This window comes from Fodinibius sp., from assembly GCF_034521915.1.
Classification (GTDB): Bacteria; Bacteroidota; Rhodothermia; order Balneolales; family Balneolaceae; genus Fodinibius.
In genome coordinates this window covers 142484-158791 of sequence record NZ_JAXHLU010000014.1, presented here as the reverse complement: position 1 = coordinate 158791, position 16308 = coordinate 142484, and the positions used below count along the sequence as shown (strand labels likewise).

Here is a 16308-nt window from a genome sequence, read left to right as displayed (position 1 = left end):
CCACTTGCAGTTGCACACACTCAGTTATATGACCCCTGCCATTATTGCAAATAAAATTAAAAACAATCACTTGTTTATTTTACACCTTTAGGTTTCCTTAACAGGAAGCACATAGATCAATTTTGTTTCATAAGACTGCTACTAATTTTTAATATTTTTGTGCTATAATGCACCCGCTTATCCAGTTTTTAGAAGACCGCTTGTCCCAAGGGTTACCCGGCAGAAAGGCCCAGGTTAAGATGGCCCCGGAACCGGTTGATGGAGGAGAAATCCAGGAGATGGAACCTTCGGCGGAGGCCAATGCAAGCAGTGTTTTGATTTTACTTTTCCCTAACGAAGATGAGAAAATGGAATTGGTTCTAACGCTGCGAAGCCATGATATTGATCACGGTGGACAGATTAGCTTTCCGGGTGGACGTGCCGAAAAAAACGAATCTCTGCACCAGACGGCGCTCCGCGAAGCCAAAGAAGAAATTGGGGTGTCACCGGATACAATAACAGTTATTGGAGAGCTCAGCGAACTATATGTGAGTCACTCCAATAATCTCGTTATCCCCGTTCTTGGCTTCACAAATACAAGGCCTGAGTTCAATATAAATCCCGCAGAAGTAGAAGAAGTTTTTGCAATAGAATTGCATTCACTTCTGCATAAGAAAAATATTACCATTGAAAACTGGGACCTCCACTCGTATACCTACCGGGTTCCTTATTGGGATATCCATCAAGTCCCTCTCTGGGGTGCCACCGCTATGATGCTAAATGAATTCCTCGATCTCTATAGAGAATTTTTGAATAAAAACAGTTAATTCTTTTGCTCAATAATGAAGGCTCAACACTGTACCCTCTGCGAACTTGAAACCCCAGACCCGCCCGTTACAGATTCCGAAGTAGATGGCGCTTTTTGCTGCTCGGGATGCCTGCATGTTTATAAACTGCTACAAAATATGGATGGTAAACAAGCCGAGCAACTTCGCCGGCAAACCATCCAAAAAAGACGCAATGAGCAGGAGCAAGATTCGCTTCCCAAAGATTACGAAGAGGCTTTTTTTAAAGTCAATGGCATGCACTGCTCAACCTGCGAATCGTTTGTGGAAACATTGGCAGATCGACAAGAGGGTATCTATAAAAGCGAGGCCAGTTATGCTTCTGAAATGATAAAGGTTTACTATGATCCAAAATCATTAAAACCCGAAAGCTTACCTGATAAGTTGAGCAAGCTGGGCTATAAAGTTAAACCGGTAGATTCATCAGAAAAAGATGAACAGCTAAATGAAATCGCCCGTATTATTATCGGAGGATTTTTTGGAATCATTGGACTGATGCTATACGTACTCTTTCTGTATCCTACCTATTTGGGCGGAGGTGGAATCGTTCCACTCACGGAGTTCGAAAAACTGTTTTTCATTTCAAACATTTTTGTGATGACCACCTTTGTCTTGGGATATACCGGCTTTCCCATTTTACGCGGGGCATGGGTTTCGCTCTCTGTGCTTAAACCAAACATGGATCTCCTTATTACCATAGCAGCCGTCAGTGCTTATTTATATAGTGTGGGCGCATTGCTTACTGGCTCCGCCGAAGTCTATTTTGACGTTACTATGGCCATTATTTTGGTCGTATCAATTGGAAATTATTACGAGAAAAAGATCAGAGCGGGAAAACAAGATCTGCTGGCAAAACTTACTGAAAAACGTATCCAACAAGCACGAGTACTCCAAAATGGTGAGGCCAAAGAGGTAGCTGTTGAAAATCTTAATCCCGGTGATCGTATCTTGATTAAAGCCGGTGAACGCATCCCCATAGATGGCACTGTAATTGATGGTCGGGGTGTAGTTAATGAAGCCCTGATGACTGGAGAATCGATACCCGTTTCGAAAACGGTGGGAGATACTGTTCTCAGTGGTACTATTCTTACACAAAATGCCCTAACTATCGAAATTGGCGATACGGTTGAAAGTACCATCGACAACCTGATGCGTATGATGTGGAATATTCAGTCGGCCCGACCCGGGCAACAGCGGCTTGCTGATCGTATAGCTGCTTGGTTTGTTCCTGCTGTTATCCTTCTTGGAATCATCACCTTTGGCTACCACATGATAAGCGGTGCCACCACTACAGAATCAATGCTTTCATCACTGGCTGTACTCATTGTCTCCTGCCCCTGTGCATTGGGATTAGCCACTCCCCTTGCCATTGCTTCGGGCATTCGAAGCGGATTGGAGCACGAGATTATTTTTAAAACAGCAGCGGTGTTTGAAGAACAAATGGACGCTACCACTGTTGCATTTGATAAAACCGGTACCTTAACAACAGGTAGCATGCAACTTCTTGATGATGGAGAAAGTGAACAAGCTATAGGTTATGCATCCCAGTTAGAACAATATGCTTCTCATCCCATTGCAGAACCTATTGCTGCATATGCAACAAATAAAAATGGCGTAGATGATTTTACTTCTTATTCAAGAGGAATTTCAGGACACATAGATGGAAGGCATATTTTTGTCGGTCAGCCTGAATGGATTAGCAACCAACTACAAATTACTGAATCCCAATGGCACAAAATTAACTCAAGTAGAAATGAGGGAAATGTACCCGTTGCAGTAGGATGGAATGGACAGGTAGAAAGCATACTCGTTGTCGGTGATCAAATTCGGCCGGAGGCAGCAAACATCGTCAAAAAACTGCAAGCAGCCGGAAAAAAAGTGGCGATTATTACGGGGGACAGCAAACAAGCCGGAGATGCAATACGCGATAAGCTGAAACCTGATTTTTTATTTACGGAAACACGCCCCGACTCCAAATCAAATATCATTGAAGAGCTGCAAAAACTTGGCCGAATTGCAATGATTGGTGATGGAAGCAACGACGCTCCGGCACTTGCGCAAGCCGATCTTGGGATAGCTTTTGGTAATTTAACGGCCATTGCCGCTGATTCGGCTCATGTTGTTATTCCACGTGAAGAATTAACTGTAATTCCGGCTGTATTTAATGCCATTAAATTAACCAAGAATCGAATCCGGCAAAACCTGGGATGGGCGTTTTTATATAATATCATTACCATCCCTCTGGCTATTGCGGGTGCCATAAATCCACTTTTTGCTGCCGTTGCCATGGCGACCAGCAGTCTGCTGGTTGTAGGAAATTCTTCACGGGATATGGATCTTATGGATAAAGAGTTTTATTCTTGATTATAACGAACCGGTATCTTATCCAAAGGCACTTCTTGACTTACCTGATGAGTAGAATCTTCTGCTACTTGTTGATACGAACTTATAAACAGCTTTGTGGGAATATCACCATTGGGTAATATCCATTCACCATATACGTGAGCCGGTATAGATTGCTTTACTTCCCAACTACTACTTTCATTGCCCAATAATACTTGGCCACTCTGTAATTTTAGGCTGTCCACACCAATTTGAAGTTTATCCTGACTTATGCTGTCAACTGAAGTCATACCCAAAGCAAACCGCCACTCCTGAGCACTTACTTTGACACGAAGCTGATTGATAAGAATCGCTTTTTTCTGGCCAACAAAAAGGGTATCACCTTCACCAAAACCACGCACCTCTTCTACATCAAAACCTTGACTACTGGCATCCTTTTCATCTTCAAAAATCTGAACATTAATCAGGTTAAAAAGAGTCATTAATTCCACTAATACAGGAATACCAATTCCTACAATCACTAAAATTTTCACCAATCGCTTGGTAGAATTATTGGATTTTTCTTCAGCCATAACCTTTAGTTGAACCCTTTAATCATTAATAATACCTCCTTAAAAACAAAAAGCCCTTGTCCGTTCAAAATAATAACAGACAAGGACTTTATTACATCTAACAAATTTAAGTTTATCAAGATGGTCTTGGCAGTGCGCCTGGCTCAAAGATCCCATCAGCTACCATCTCCCAAAGTGGGAAAGCATAGGCCAGAACCACTAGTATCAGCGCCAAGGTGAACCAAAGCTTCATGTTGTCCAGAATAGCCGGCGTATGTTCTACTCCAGATAGCGGCTCGGGGATATGATCATCAACAGGTTTATCAGATTTTTCACCAGCAAGCCATGAAGCAACCACAACCCATAAAAAGAGTATCAGGGAAATAGTAAGTATCGTTCCACCGATAGCAATCTGCCAATTCATTTCAGCCATGGTCCCGAAAATAGGCTCAAAATCGAAACCTGAGTATTGGGGCTCAGCAGTTCTACGAGGTACACCCGCAAGACCGGCACGGTGCATTGCATTTGACATCAACGTCATTCCCAAGAACCAAGTATAGGGCTGAATAAGTGCCAGCGTTTTATGCTTGAGTTTTCTACCGGTAAGCTGTGGAAGCAACCAGTATGTTATGGCCATAAAGGTGAGGGCTACCGCTGTACCCACAGTCAAGTGGAAGTGCCCAGGTACCCATAAAGTATTGTGAATTAACAGGTTAATGTTCATCGAGGCATTAATCATCCCACTAAAACCACCGGCAGCAAACATAATACCGGCAAAAGCACATCCTACAAAAGCAGGACTATCCCAAGGGAGTTTACCAATCCATTTTAGATATCCTTTTCCTCCACGCTGACGTGCCCCATGCTCCATACTGGCTACAACCGTAAACAAGGTAATTAAACTTGGCAATAGAAGCAGGAGCGTTGTTGCCATCGCATAGAATTTAAATCCAACAGAAATTCCTGCATCAGCATATTGATGATGGTATCCCACCGGAGTAGAAAGCAGTAAGAAGATTATAAATACAATCCGGGTCATTGAGTCACTAAACAAGCGACCGCCTGAAAGCTTGGGAAGAATCGCATACCACACATAATAAGCCGGCAGCAACCAAAAATACACCACAGCATGACCAAAGAACCAAAAAAGCGTTCTCGGCAATAAAGGCTCAATTTCGGTAACCAAGCCAAGCGACCAGGGAATTAATAAACCCACAACCTCAAGCGCTAAGCCAATGGTACATACATACCACATCAGCATGGTAAAGAGGGCCATAAAAGTGAGAATCGGAATCCGTTCATTGGGATTTTCTGCCCGCCACTTACGGTAAGACCAAAACCAGTCTGCTCCAGCCATCCAAGAACCTACCACCACAAGTGCCAATCCAATGTAAAACATCGGATGGGCTTGCAGAGGCGGATAAAAAGTATAGAGCACAGCAGCCCGGATCGAACTATCCGGAACAAGACCACCCAAAATAGCCACGGTCGCCATTACCAATCCAATGGTCATCAGCCAAAACCATGACCAAGTAAAAGTCATATTTTCCGGCTCCCGGTCAAGACTTCTCGTCACTCCCCATACAAACAAGCCAGCAATGAAAAATGTAGTGAAAATAAGCGCCAGCAATACGCCGTGACCCGTTAACAGGGTATAGTATTCCCCGGAATTAAAAAATCCGCGAAATACATCGGTACGGTGTAGGGCTTGTACAAATCCAAAGAAACCCCCAATAGCAAGCGCTATAAAAGCAACAATGAAATTCGCCTTGGCAACTTTTGCAGCTTTCGGATATTTGTGTAAAAATGTCATTCTACCAGATTACTTTTATCAAACTCAGATTTAGGTACTACCTTAATTTTACCCTCCATCACATGGTGGGCCGGTCCGCAATATTCATTACAGACGATACCATACTCTCGTACTTCGGGAAAGATAGTCGTAAACTTTGCTACCTGTCCCGGAATAGACATCGTATTTAAATTGGTTCCCGCTACATCAAAACCATGCAAGACATCAGGGCTTGTTATATAAAACGTTACCCTGGTATCTACCGGTACTTCAATGGGCTGTGCAGTACCCGGATTAAAGGCAAACTGAATGGTCTGTACATAAACTTCATACTCAGTCTGACCGTTACGAGTAACTTCGCGCACACCGGGATTACCAAACGGAGTTTCTTCCAGGTTTTGTGGATCAATGGTTGCATGATCTCCAATCACCTTTAAATCCATCGCTACAAAACCATACACTACGGTAGCGATAAAGAAGGCAATCAGTACAAAGGATAATCTTATCCAGAACTGCTCGAACTTGTGTATATGCATATTTTTAGTTTGTTAACTATTCTATAATGGAAGGAGCATTACCTGCGAACTCAACGAAATACATAAAAATCCACATCAATACTACAATAGCAAAGTAGATTAATGTGAGAGTTAATGTACCGTAAGGCTGAAATTCATCGATCGTGATTTCACGTTCGATATCAGGATCTCGCTCTTCCCAACTCTTTGCAGAATCAGGGTTATTTTTTGATTGGCTTAAATCTTCGGACATAATACTAAACTTAATTATGGATTCAACATGCCGAGATGTTTTGAGACAATTAAGTATTAAATTGCCATAAGTTCAAACTAAATTTCAAATTTATATTGATTTTTTTTAGGCTCACAACACCACTAATGCAAAGCTTGATTTTAGCGATGAATTAACATTTTATCTATTCCAGGATTGTGCTTTTATCAACCGATCTTCTTCAGAATTGCGAACCGCAAAGCTGAATCCTTCCTGCATGCTATATCCTCCATAGGCACCTTCTTTATTAACGGCAATAAATCCAACCTGGATCCCCTCCACTGAATCATTTTTACTAACGATACGCTCAACAGCACGCTTGCAAGCCATCTCAGGCGAATCGCCGCGACGCATATTCTCTACCACCAGATGACTTCCACTCACGCGAATAATTTCTTCTCCCAAGCCCGTTGCAGCCGCAGCACCGACTTCGTTATCGACAAATAATCCGGAACCTATAAGAGGAGAGTCGCCCACGCGTCCATGCATTTTCCACGCTGTACCGCTGGTCGTACACGCCCCCGAGACGTTTCCTGCACTGTCGAGCGCAATCATACCAATGGTGTCATGATTCTCTATATTTATTTCGGGCTCATATTCAGCGTCTTTTTTCCACTCTTCCCAGTCTTTGCGCGACTCTTCGGTCAACAGATTTTCCTTTTCAAATCCCTGCGAAACCGCAAAGTCGAGAGCTCCCTCTCCCACCAGCATTACATGCGGAGACTCCTCTTTTACTTTACGCGCCACCGATATAGGATGCTTAATATGCTGCAAAGCTGCCACCGATCCACATTGGTCATTATGATCCATAATGCAGGCATCGAGCGTTACAAATCCATCGCGATCGGGACGTCCGCCATACCCTACCGTCCGAATATCGGGATTCCCTTCCGGCACACGGGCTCCGGCCTCGACGGCATCCAGCGCCGAACCATTACTAGCTAAAACATTCCACGCCGCCTTATTGGCCTGTTTCCCAAAATTCCATGTTGATAGCACAACCGGTTTACGTCCTTTAGGATGACTAATACTACTCCCTCCCGACCATTTACTTAGAGGTAAAAGTCCACTAAGGACACCGATCTTCAAAAACTTTTTGCGACTTATCATTGGTATTCTGTGCAATGACTAAAAAAGAGTGTGTTCAAAAGGGTACAAAAAATGAGCACAAATTACATTTCATTATTCCGAAGTCGTTGATTCTGATACAGACCGCCCTATGGCCGTACCGATAAATATGCTTATCGCCATTGTGGATGCCAAGATGAAACCTCAAGGTGAGTAGTAGTTGGCCTATTCGCCTTAACTGATCATGGCCGAAGCAGATTTACCCACTTCCATCCCAATAGCAATTCCCATTCCACTGAGACCTGCAGCTACGTATCGTCGTTCATCAAGTTGCTGCACAATGGGCGTTTTGGTAGGCGAAAATCCCATAATGCCCGACCACTGATAATCAACTTTCCAATCTTTAGGAAGTTTCAGGACTTCTGTTACGAATATTTCAAGATGATCCTCAATAACTGCATTAACACCAAATTCATCGGTCTCTTCTCCCTCCATATCCAGGTTTCGTGCCCCACCAATCAGTAGTCGGCTACCCACATTTCGGAAATAAATATATCCTTTATCATGATGGAAGATTCCCTTCCACGGAAGATTCTCCTGTTTATTGGATACTATTACCAATCCGCGCGCCGGCTTAATATTCACATCAGGGAGCAAGCGACGCACAAACCCATTGGCGGCAAACAATACCTTATTAGCTTGTATTTCAGGTCCGCCAGCAATAGCAATAGCGCCATTCTCTGCCACCTTTTCAACCCTACTATTCCATTTGATTTCCACTCCCATAGCACTCACTTTTTGTGCTAAAGCCTGCATCATTTTTCCGGGATGCAATGCACCCTCCAATCGATTTCGAATTACGGGATATCCCTCAAGTTCATCGGCAGAATACACCCCCTTCTCATCAACTAATTCCTCCATCCAACCGTTAAAGCGGTCGATCTCTCCGGCTACTTTTTTAAATTCCTCTTCAGTTCGAAAAAACTCATATCCCCCGCAGTGTTTATAGCCAATAGCCTCTTCACCGAGCGTTTTTTTCAACAGCTGCAATCCGTCATAACGACGTTTTATTCGCTTTTTTATATTTTCCTCGGACTCTTTTTCCATATCTGCCAAATGCTCTCCAATCGATCCCACGCAGGCAAATCCGGCATTGCGCGTACTGGCGCCCTGTGGTAAAAATCCACGCTCCAGCACTGCTATACGCGCTTCGGGATGCTTCTGCTTGTAAAACAGAGCGGAGGACAATCCCACAATGCCGGCACCGATAATGACTAAATCATAAGCCTTTAAAAAGGAATCTTGTTCCCAAAAAGAAGATGAATAGCTCATAAAATATGATTTAAGATAAAATTCATGGGGTCCGGGGCGAATCGCGGGAAAAATTTAAATAGTATCAACTAATGTATCAGAGCAATAAGTAATGTAAATTTTTTAACCAGAACAAAATCTACGATTCCCCCGGTGAGCTTTTTGTTACTTTTTTGCTCATTCAAAAAAGTAAGTCCACTCAAACTATAACATTAGTTCTAATTTTTGCGCCTTTTGGCATGATCCAAAAGGCTAGTAAAAAATCTATGGAAATTTTACTCCTCGGTGCTGGCATCATTTATTAACGCTGATTACAAACACCGGCAACACCTGGTCGAACAGAAATTTCCACTATTTGGTTTAATTCCCTTCAATAACTTAAAAACAAAATCATTAAGTCTTCCTTGTTATCTAACAATGTTCTACTTCTCCTACTTATAAACCCAGTATTAATACGAATAAATATCAAGAGTTTGGAATAGGCTCAAAAACAAGCGATGCCATTAGTGCGGCCCCGGTTTTAAGACATTCCTCATCAATATTATACCGGGGATGATGCCATCCGTACTTCGAATCCGCTTCATTGCTTCCGCATCCTAAAAAGAAAAACGTACCGGGGAATTCTTGCTGGTAAAAGGCAAAATCTTCGCCCGCCATAATAGGATCATCTAAAACAGAGATATTTTCTTTTCCAAGTAATTTTTCAGCAGTATCAACCAAGTTTTTAGTCGACCAATCGGTGTTGATCACGGCTGGATATCCATAGTCAAAATCAAAAGTATAACTTCCGCCTGCCGATTCGGTTGTGCCCTTTACAATGGCTTCAATCCTATCCTTAATACTATCAGCCGTCTGCTGCGAGAACGTTCGAACCGTGCCCAACATCTCTACTTTTTCGGGGATAATATTATGGGCCGAACCACCACTTATTTTGCCCACCGTAACCACAGCCGGCTCGGTAGGATTTACATTTCGGCTGACGATTGTCTGAATTTGATTCACAATCTGACTCGCCATCACAATGGGATCTACGGCTTGGTGCGGGGCAGCCGCATGCCCGCCCTGACCAATTACCTCAATCTTAAATTCATCGGGACGCGCCATCAGGGGTCCCTCCTTTATGGCAATTTGCCCGGGTTCTAGCTCAGGGTAAGAATGCAATCCATATATGACATCTACCCCTTTTTCTTGCAAATAACCTGTCTCACAAAGCATCCGTCCGCCGCCCGGAAGCTTTTCTTCGCCCGGCTGAAATATCAGCAATACCGTTCCCTCTATTTCATCTTTCAAATCCGCAAGAATATGCGCAGCGCCCAGCAAATTCGCGGTATGGGCATCATGTCCGCAGCAGTGAGCGACGCCTGTATTTACAGAAATAAATTCTTTTTTATGATTGCCTTCCTCATTAATAGGCAGCGCATCAATATCGGCACGCAAAGCAACAACTTTTTTTGATTTTTTTCCTCCTTCAATAATCCCAACACATCCGGTCTCGAGCGGTCGATCTACCTGAATATCGAGCTCATCAAGCTGGTTAATAATAAATTTAGTGGTTTCATGCTCTTGATAACTCAGCTCCGGATGGCGATGCAGGTGGCGACGAATATCCACCATTTTGCTATGATATGCTTTTGCCTTCTCCTTAAATTTATTTACTTCCATACGTCCTGTTTTAATTGGAATGGATTGTTCCTGAAAATAGAAATTTTATTGAAAGTGTATGAAGATAATTCTGCAACATTATTAATGAAGTGTTCGTATAGAGTTTAAGTTAAACAATGCACTATCCAATGACTTAACCAGAAAACCATGATTAAGCGTAATATTTCCTGGGAAATTGTATTAACAGGTATCACCTTTATCGGCATTGCTATTTATCTGCTCTCTAATATTTCTTCTTCTAATCAATCATCAAAAGCTTCTGTATCACATTCAGAAAGGAGTGTCCGATCGGCCCCAACTCCCTCTTCGATGCCGAGCTCTATTGTGATCGATCTTCAAAATCTGGAATCGCTTAAAAACCTTGAAAAGCTTCGCAACATCAACAATCTGGAAAACCTCAAACAACTTGAATTCGAAATCAAAAACCTCGACAAATTTATACAGCAGCACGCCCAGAAAGAGATCCATGAGGAAAGCTTACAAGTTGAACTGCAACAACTTGAGCAGGAGCTTCAAAAAATTAACCAAAATGATTTTAACGTCAAGCTTCAGGACCAAAAACTGTATATCAACCGAAAGTACGATTTAGATGAATCGAAATGGACCGAAGTGAGTTCCGGCGTTTTTGTCTATCAGGATTCGTTTTCTGCCACTGATTTAAAATCGCTGGATTTTTCAGTCGACTTTGGCAACCTAAACGTTATCGGCAATGGTTCATCAAGCAGTGAAATAACCCTTCGCGCAACCGGTGATATTGATGATCCTGCAGTTATTGCGCAACAGTTAAACATTCAAAAAAGTATTAACAATGCTGATGCTAAATTTGAAGTGAACTCTGCCGATGGGAGCTCTATTTCCGAACAAATAAATCTGGAAGCAACCTTGTCCGTTCCCCAGCATATTGCACTTTTAGCTAAAACATCCGGCGGACATATTACCGCAAGTCAATTAAAGAATTCCCAAGAATTAAAAACTTCGGGCGGACATATCACCCTTTCAGATATTGAGGGAACAACTAATGCAAAAACAGGTGGTGGTCATATTACAGCCAATCGAATTTTTGGCGATATAACGATGAGCACCGGCGGTGGACATATAAAAATGCAGGACACCGGTGGCAATCTTGAAGTTAAAACAGGCGGTGGTCATATTGATATACAGAACGGAGAAGGCAGCATCTCTGCAAAAACTTCCGGCGGCAATATTTCTTCTTCACTTAAATCCGCTCAAGATCAGCTGCGCTTCTCTACTTCTGCAGGTAATGTTTCGCTGTCATTGCCAAAAGATATCACTGCTGATCTGGATGTATCCAGCACGTCGATAAATTTAGATGACGCATTCAATTTTAATGGCACAAAAAATAAAGGCAGTATCACTGGTACTTTAAACGGTGGCGGACTGCCCATCGTTATCAACTGCGGATATGGAAATGTTAATATCAGCACTAATGATTAATGACTGAATCCCGGGAACAACAATCAAAAGTCGTAGCCACCCGCGACGGCTCTCATACGATTTATTCTTCTCAATTTGACCAACATTATCACAACCCCAACGGAGCCGTAGCGGAAAGTAAGCACGTTTTTTTTGAGCAGTCTCCATTGCTGGATGATATTAGCAATTCCAATCCTATCACCATTTTGGAAGTTGGTTTCGGTACCGGCCTCAACCTTCTTTTGTTGATGGATTACTGCCAAAAACTCAATCCTGAGGCCCAAATTAATTACTATTCTATTGAAGGTTTCCCTATCAGTGAAGAAACTGCTCGAAACCTTAACTATGAACAGCATCTTAGACATCCAAGTGTGGCCGATCACCTGCCTACTATTTTTGATGATTTATCCGAGGGGATGAATGAGTTTTCCATCACCTCTAATATTTCCCTTTATCTATTCAATGGGATGTTCGGTAATTTTAATCCGAACAATTTGCAAGCTGATTACATATTCCACGATGCATTTTCCCCGGATGTGAATTCCAAACTTTGGACCGGAGACACCTTTAAAACGCTGGCTAGTTTCAGTAATGACGATGTAATACTCACGACCTATTGCGCCGCCTCAAAAGCCCAGGGTGCAATGGCGTGGGCCGGATGGAAAGTGGCTAAAACACAAGGCGCACTGGGCAAACGAGAAATGATTGTCGCCTCCCTAAGTGAGGAACCACTCTCTCATCTTAAACGAATTAATGAGGAACACTACGCCCAACGCTATCAGGAAGGCGATTTTAATTAACACTTTTCTATCCACTGGTTGCGTTTGCCATCGGATGGGCTTTCAATATCTTTTATTTTTTTCCTCAAAACTTTCTGCGTTGTGACCTATCCATTTTTTGTAACGACGCAGAAGCATCATCACAAGATTTTTAAATGAAATTTGATTGTATCAAATTTTTCATTCCATAGCTCTTCGATAGAACATTTTTTTACCATAAGTGCCGAGCATTTGCTTTGCAATCGGGAACCTATTTCATTTATCGCATTACAAAACTAACTTTTTCTATCTCATTCATCCGATCGCAAAACCAGCGCTCGGATGACCATCTTTCTAATATCAGCTTTACGGTTTAAATCCTAGACCTACGAATTTCGCGGCGGCGATCAAAGCAGGCTATGTGTTTTTTGTACCGGTGACGCCTGTTATACATATAGCAACAGCAAAAGGACCATTAAAAAACACGCCAGCTGCCGAGCGATGACGTTTGCAAAATTCTAAGTCTTGATCTTTTGGTCCCTTTTACATCAAGGTAAAAGGGACATTACTAATGTTTTGGTCACAAAAAATGAACATCAATTTTGCCCAAATTAAAAGCTCAACTAAACTTAACAAAGCATAAAAACAGTGCTTTACCTTACCGTCGCAGAGCTACGGTACGAGTTTTAGAATTTATAACCCATCCACTGGCTGGGCTCACCATCGGATGGTTTTTACGCTCTTTCATCCATCCGACTGCAAACCCAACATGTGACCAAAAACTATTGGCCTTTTTCTTGGTTCTGGAACCGCCGGAGCAATCGTCCCAAAAACTTATCGGCATATACCTTGTTGATGTGATCCATATCAGCCAACAACACCAGCCGCTCCTTACTGCGCGAGAAAGCCACATTTAATAATCGTGGTACTGCCAATCCATTTTTATCCTCGTCAAACGGACGTACAGAATAATGACGGCGCCGACCATATTGCTGCTCACCGCTCATCACCGTATCAAAAATTATCACATCCTTTTCACGTCCCTGAAAAGTGTGTATGGTCCCGACTTCGATCATCCCGAAATCATTTTCATACAGCTCATTTCGAATATCATACACCGTACTTCTGAAGGGCACTATAATGCCAATCTCATCCACCGGCACCTGATTTTTTAAAACCAGTCGCCTCACCATCTTAATTAAAATATGGCTGTGTACCTCATTGACCGGACAAAATCCTCGACCCTCATCCTTTTGGGTAAGCACCGGCCCATATTTTTGACTGTCAATCACATTAACCGTAGGCGCACTGCTCTCCTGCGGGGTAATGGCCGGATCCAAATTCTGATCCGCTTCTGCCGTTTTCAAACGCCCCTCGTAAAAAACCGTACTCAGCACCTCCGCAAGATCTTCATTCAATCGATACTGTGTATCATAAAATGTGGTAAGCGGACGATTCTCATCATGCCATGCAAACAGATCTTCAGTAGTATCTGCTCCCGATGCAAAGGTAAAAATGTCTTCTTCCAGGAATTTTCGGGCATGGGTATCGTCCGTCAACGCAATAGGAGGCAGCTGCATAGGATCACCCACCGCTACAACATGCGACTTCGCCTTGGCAGCAAGCACCATTAAATAGGGCAAGTTAGCCATCGAAGCCTCGTCAATAACTACTGCATCAAACGTTTGTCCGTCAAAAAGATCCGAGGTGCAGACCTTTGCCAAGGTTGTAGAAACCAGCTGTTTTTTTTCTAACTCAACCCGCTCATTAACTGTTACCAATCGATCAATCTTTTCTTCGAGAGCAGCTTCGCCGCCATGTTCATCCACTCTTTCGCCAAGCATACTAATTCGTTCTTCGAGCTCTTCGGGCACTGATTCACCGTGCTCCATCAGGTTGTCAATCTCTTTTTGCAGCTTCTGATATTCACCCAGCAGGTTATCCAGGTTTCCGGCCTTTTCTTTGCCCTCCTGTTTCTTTTGCTCTACATGTTCATCAAAAAGTACATTTGCCAAGCGATCACTATCCAAAGCTATCTCTCCATACCGCGTAACCTTTTCTTCGAGATGTTCCTTCTCTACTGACGTTAAAGCCTGTAATGCACTTAACAATCCCACATCCACAGCACGATTAGTATTGGCCGCAAAAAGCACCCGCTTACCCTTAATCAGATAGTTGGCAACCATAAATCCCAGTGTAGATGTCTTGCCTGTACCCGGCGGTCCCCACACGTAAAGCACCTTATTTTGCAGGGATTTTATTAGTGATTCATGCTGCGATGCGTTCCTACGACTATCATCCAGCACTCGCGTACTTTCATCATCCCTGTGGTGTTTTTTTGGATCGGGATAAAACAAACGCCCCATCCTTTTACGGGCTTGTTTATTATTAGCATCGAGCAATTTTTCCAGCTCCATGTGCAGCCGACGCAATACAAAATCATTTTCCCATTCCAACTGTATTTTGGGCAGAGTAGATCCAAAGTTATGCGGAAAATCCAGCACCACTTTATCATCGTCCACCGATACCGGATACAGCTCCAGCTCATCATCATAATCTTCCATTTCCCCCTTGATCACTTCTGCAAAACGCAGAGAGGTATTACGCGTCTCAAATTCGTAATAGAAGTTGTTTGGGGGATGATCGTCACGTCGCTGTCCATCAAAGAGCACATCACGGGCCGGTTTTTCGCGTACCGTTTCAATCTCTGACGATACCGCCTCAATTGCACGATCTATAAGCTTTTTTATTTTCTTATCAGTCATCTACTATCTATCTAAAATCTTACCAATTATAATAAAATGGCAAACGGCAAATGTTAGACAATTCCTCCTTTCACTTTTACCATCTGCCATTTAGTACTACTGATCCCAAAGCTCGGCCCGAATAGTATCAGCACTTAGCTCCGATATACTATATCGTAACATAATACGCCGTCGCTCCGGAATCTTTTTTTCTACCAATTTAGCGCTTTCTGAAGTATATAAAATCAAATCGGTTTCACGGACAAAAAGGGGTAACGATTCTCCGTAAGTAGCTCCTGCCACAAAAGATCCCCCAAAATTAATACTCACTTTCAACTCGTCGATAATTTTTGGAATCGACTGATCATCGGCGGTTACCAAACCGATCGTATCAATGGCCGCCCGATCTACAATAGACAGTAACGTATCGGGATTGATAGTGTAAACAATGGGCAGCAGACGGCCCTTTTCGGCAAACTCACGGAACTTATTTACCAATTGCACCGGAACAAAAAGGGCATCAAATTTAACCGTTTTATTGTACTGGTTGACATTTAAAATTTTACTGCGGACGCCCACTTCCTTTTTAATCGCATCAGCCAGCATGCGTCCCAACTCATTTGTTTCACCAATACTGGCACAGGTTTCAATGCGGTCGGGCCAATCCATAAAGCTAAGCTGCTCCTGGAACAACTCATCAATTTCTGATTCGTCCAACCCATAGCCAATTAACTCTTCCAGAAGTTTACGCATTTTATCGGCACCAATTTCAAGCCGATCGGCCTTATCAAGGTTTGTGTTCTGACGTTCAACGATAAAACCTTTGCCACGCTCACCGCGGATGAGTCCCTCATCGGCCAAAATATGGTACGCCTTGCGCACCGTATGGAAACTCGATTCAAGCTGCTGACCGAGCTCTCGAGTAGAAGGCAGCGTTTCGCCCACCTGAAACTGCTTGGTGGCTATCATCAGCCGAATACGGTCGGCAATATATTTGGCAGAGGTTTTCACAGAAAAAGGTAAAGCTTTAAAAAT

General features: G+C 43.0%; 13 protein-coding genes. 4 read left to right on the top strand and 9 right to left on the bottom strand.

Features of this window, described 5'->3' with window-relative positions; translation table 11 throughout:
* The first annotated feature begins 167 nt into the window (after positions 1-167).
* The gene (locus tag U5J89_RS10005) at positions 168-806 is read left to right on the top strand and encodes a CoA pyrophosphatase (protein WP_322575485.1); all 639 of its coding nucleotides are present in this window, start codon (positions 168-170) and stop codon (positions 804-806) included.
* Positions 807-821: 15 nt separating this feature from the next.
* Entirely contained in the window at positions 822-3188 is a 2367-nt protein-coding gene (locus tag U5J89_RS10000) for a cation-translocating P-type ATPase (protein WP_322575484.1), read from the top strand.
* Here the strand turns inward: U5J89_RS10000 and U5J89_RS09995 are convergent.
* From U5J89_RS09995 to U5J89_RS09965, 7 genes are all read right to left on the bottom strand, one after another.
* Positions 3179-3739, bottom strand: a complete 561-nt coding sequence (locus tag U5J89_RS09995) for a hypothetical protein (protein ID WP_322575483.1) — start codon at positions 3737-3739, stop codon at positions 3179-3181. The two genes, U5J89_RS10000 and U5J89_RS09995, sit on opposite strands and share 10 nt — an antisense overlap.
* Positions 3740-3854: 115 nt before the next feature.
* Positions 3855-5531 (bottom strand): b(o/a)3-type cytochrome-c oxidase subunit 1, encoded by a 1677-nt coding sequence (locus tag U5J89_RS09990; RefSeq protein ID WP_322575482.1) that lies wholly within the window; start codon positions 5529-5531, stop codon positions 3855-3857.
* Positions 5528-6046 (bottom strand): hypothetical protein, encoded by a 519-nt coding sequence (locus tag U5J89_RS09985; RefSeq protein ID WP_322575481.1) that lies wholly within the window; start codon positions 6044-6046, stop codon positions 5528-5530. The genes U5J89_RS09990 and U5J89_RS09985 overlap by 4 nt, the downstream gene beginning before the upstream one ends.
* 16 nt (positions 6047-6062) lie before the next feature.
* Positions 6063-6278 (bottom strand): hypothetical protein, encoded by a 216-nt coding sequence (locus U5J89_RS09980; protein ID WP_322575480.1) that lies wholly within the window; start codon positions 6276-6278, stop codon positions 6063-6065.
* Between the two features lie 159 nt (positions 6279-6437).
* Entirely contained in the window at positions 6438-7406 is a 969-nt protein-coding gene (locus U5J89_RS09975; RefSeq protein ID WP_416208513.1) for an isoaspartyl peptidase/L-asparaginase family protein, read from the bottom strand.
* Between the two features lie 192 nt (positions 7407-7598).
* Positions 7599-8696 (bottom strand): FAD-dependent oxidoreductase, encoded by a 1098-nt coding sequence (locus tag U5J89_RS09970; protein WP_322575478.1) that lies wholly within the window; start codon positions 8694-8696, stop codon positions 7599-7601.
* A 444-nt stretch (positions 8697-9140) separates the two neighbouring features.
* Positions 9141-10337: an amidohydrolase gene (locus U5J89_RS09965; protein WP_322575477.1), complete on the bottom strand. Its 1197-nt coding sequence runs from the start codon at positions 10335-10337 to the stop codon at positions 9141-9143.
* 147 nt (positions 10338-10484) lie between these two features.
* Between U5J89_RS09965 and U5J89_RS09960 the strand changes: the two genes are divergently transcribed.
* Together U5J89_RS09960 and mnmD are read left to right on the top strand one after the other, a co-directional pair.
* The gene (locus U5J89_RS09960) at positions 10485-11792 is read left to right on the top strand and encodes a DUF4097 family beta strand repeat-containing protein (RefSeq protein ID WP_322575476.1); all 1308 of its coding nucleotides are present in this window, start codon (positions 10485-10487) and stop codon (positions 11790-11792) included.
* Complete coding sequence (gene mnmD, locus U5J89_RS09955) at positions 11792-12571, top strand: tRNA (5-methylaminomethyl-2-thiouridine)(34)-methyltransferase MnmD (RefSeq protein ID WP_322575475.1); 780 nt, start codon at positions 11792-11794, stop codon at positions 12569-12571. The genes U5J89_RS09960 and mnmD overlap by 1 nt, the downstream gene beginning before the upstream one ends.
* A 740-nt stretch (positions 12572-13311) precedes the next feature.
* Here the strand turns inward: mnmD and U5J89_RS09950 are convergent.
* Complete coding sequence (locus tag U5J89_RS09950; protein ID WP_322575474.1) at positions 13312-15294, bottom strand: DEAD/DEAH box helicase; 1983 nt, start codon at positions 15292-15294, stop codon at positions 13312-13314.
* Positions 15295-15390: 96 nt separating this feature from the next.
* The gene (locus U5J89_RS09945; RefSeq protein WP_322575473.1) at positions 15391-16284 is read right to left on the bottom strand and encodes a GntR family transcriptional regulator; all 894 of its coding nucleotides are present in this window, start codon (positions 16282-16284) and stop codon (positions 15391-15393) included.
* Between the last annotated feature and the right edge of the window lie 24 nt (positions 16285-16308).

Bases quoted from the DNA above. Each gene is read 5' to 3' on its own strand.
- U5J89_RS10005 (WP_322575485.1), top strand. From the start codon at position 168: ATGCACCCGCTTATCCAGTTTTTAGAAGACCGCTTGTCCCAAGGGTTA.
- U5J89_RS10000 (WP_322575484.1), top strand. From the start codon at position 822: ATGAAGGCTCAACACTGTACCCTCTGCGAACTTGAAACCCCAGACCCG.
- U5J89_RS09995 (WP_322575483.1), bottom strand. From the start codon at position 3,739: ATGGCTGAAGAAAAATCCAATAATTCTACCAAGCGATTGGTGAAAATT.
- U5J89_RS09990 (WP_322575482.1), bottom strand. From the start codon at position 5,531: ATGACATTTTTACACAAATATCCGAAAGCTGCAAAAGTTGCCAAGGCG.
- U5J89_RS09985 (WP_322575481.1), bottom strand. From the start codon at position 6,046: ATGCATATACACAAGTTCGAGCAGTTCTGGATAAGATTATCCTTTGTA.
- U5J89_RS09980 (WP_322575480.1), bottom strand. From the start codon at position 6,278: ATGTCCGAAGATTTAAGCCAATCAAAAAATAACCCTGATTCTGCAAAG.
- U5J89_RS09975 (WP_416208513.1), bottom strand. From the start codon at position 7,406: ATGATAAGTCGCAAAAAGTTTTTGAAGATCGGTGTCCTTAGTGGACTT.
- U5J89_RS09970 (WP_322575478.1), bottom strand. From the start codon at position 8,696: ATGAGCTATTCATCTTCTTTTTGGGAACAAGATTCCTTTTTAAAGGCT.
- U5J89_RS09965 (WP_322575477.1), bottom strand. From the start codon at position 10,337: ATGGAAGTAAATAAATTTAAGGAGAAGGCAAAAGCATATCATAGCAAA.
- U5J89_RS09960 (WP_322575476.1), top strand. From the start codon at position 10,485: ATGATTAAGCGTAATATTTCCTGGGAAATTGTATTAACAGGTATCACC.
- mnmD (WP_322575475.1), top strand. From the start codon at position 11,792: ATGACTGAATCCCGGGAACAACAATCAAAAGTCGTAGCCACCCGCGAC.
- U5J89_RS09950 (WP_322575474.1), bottom strand. From the start codon at position 15,294: ATGACTGATAAGAAAATAAAAAAGCTTATAGATCGTGCAATTGAGGCG.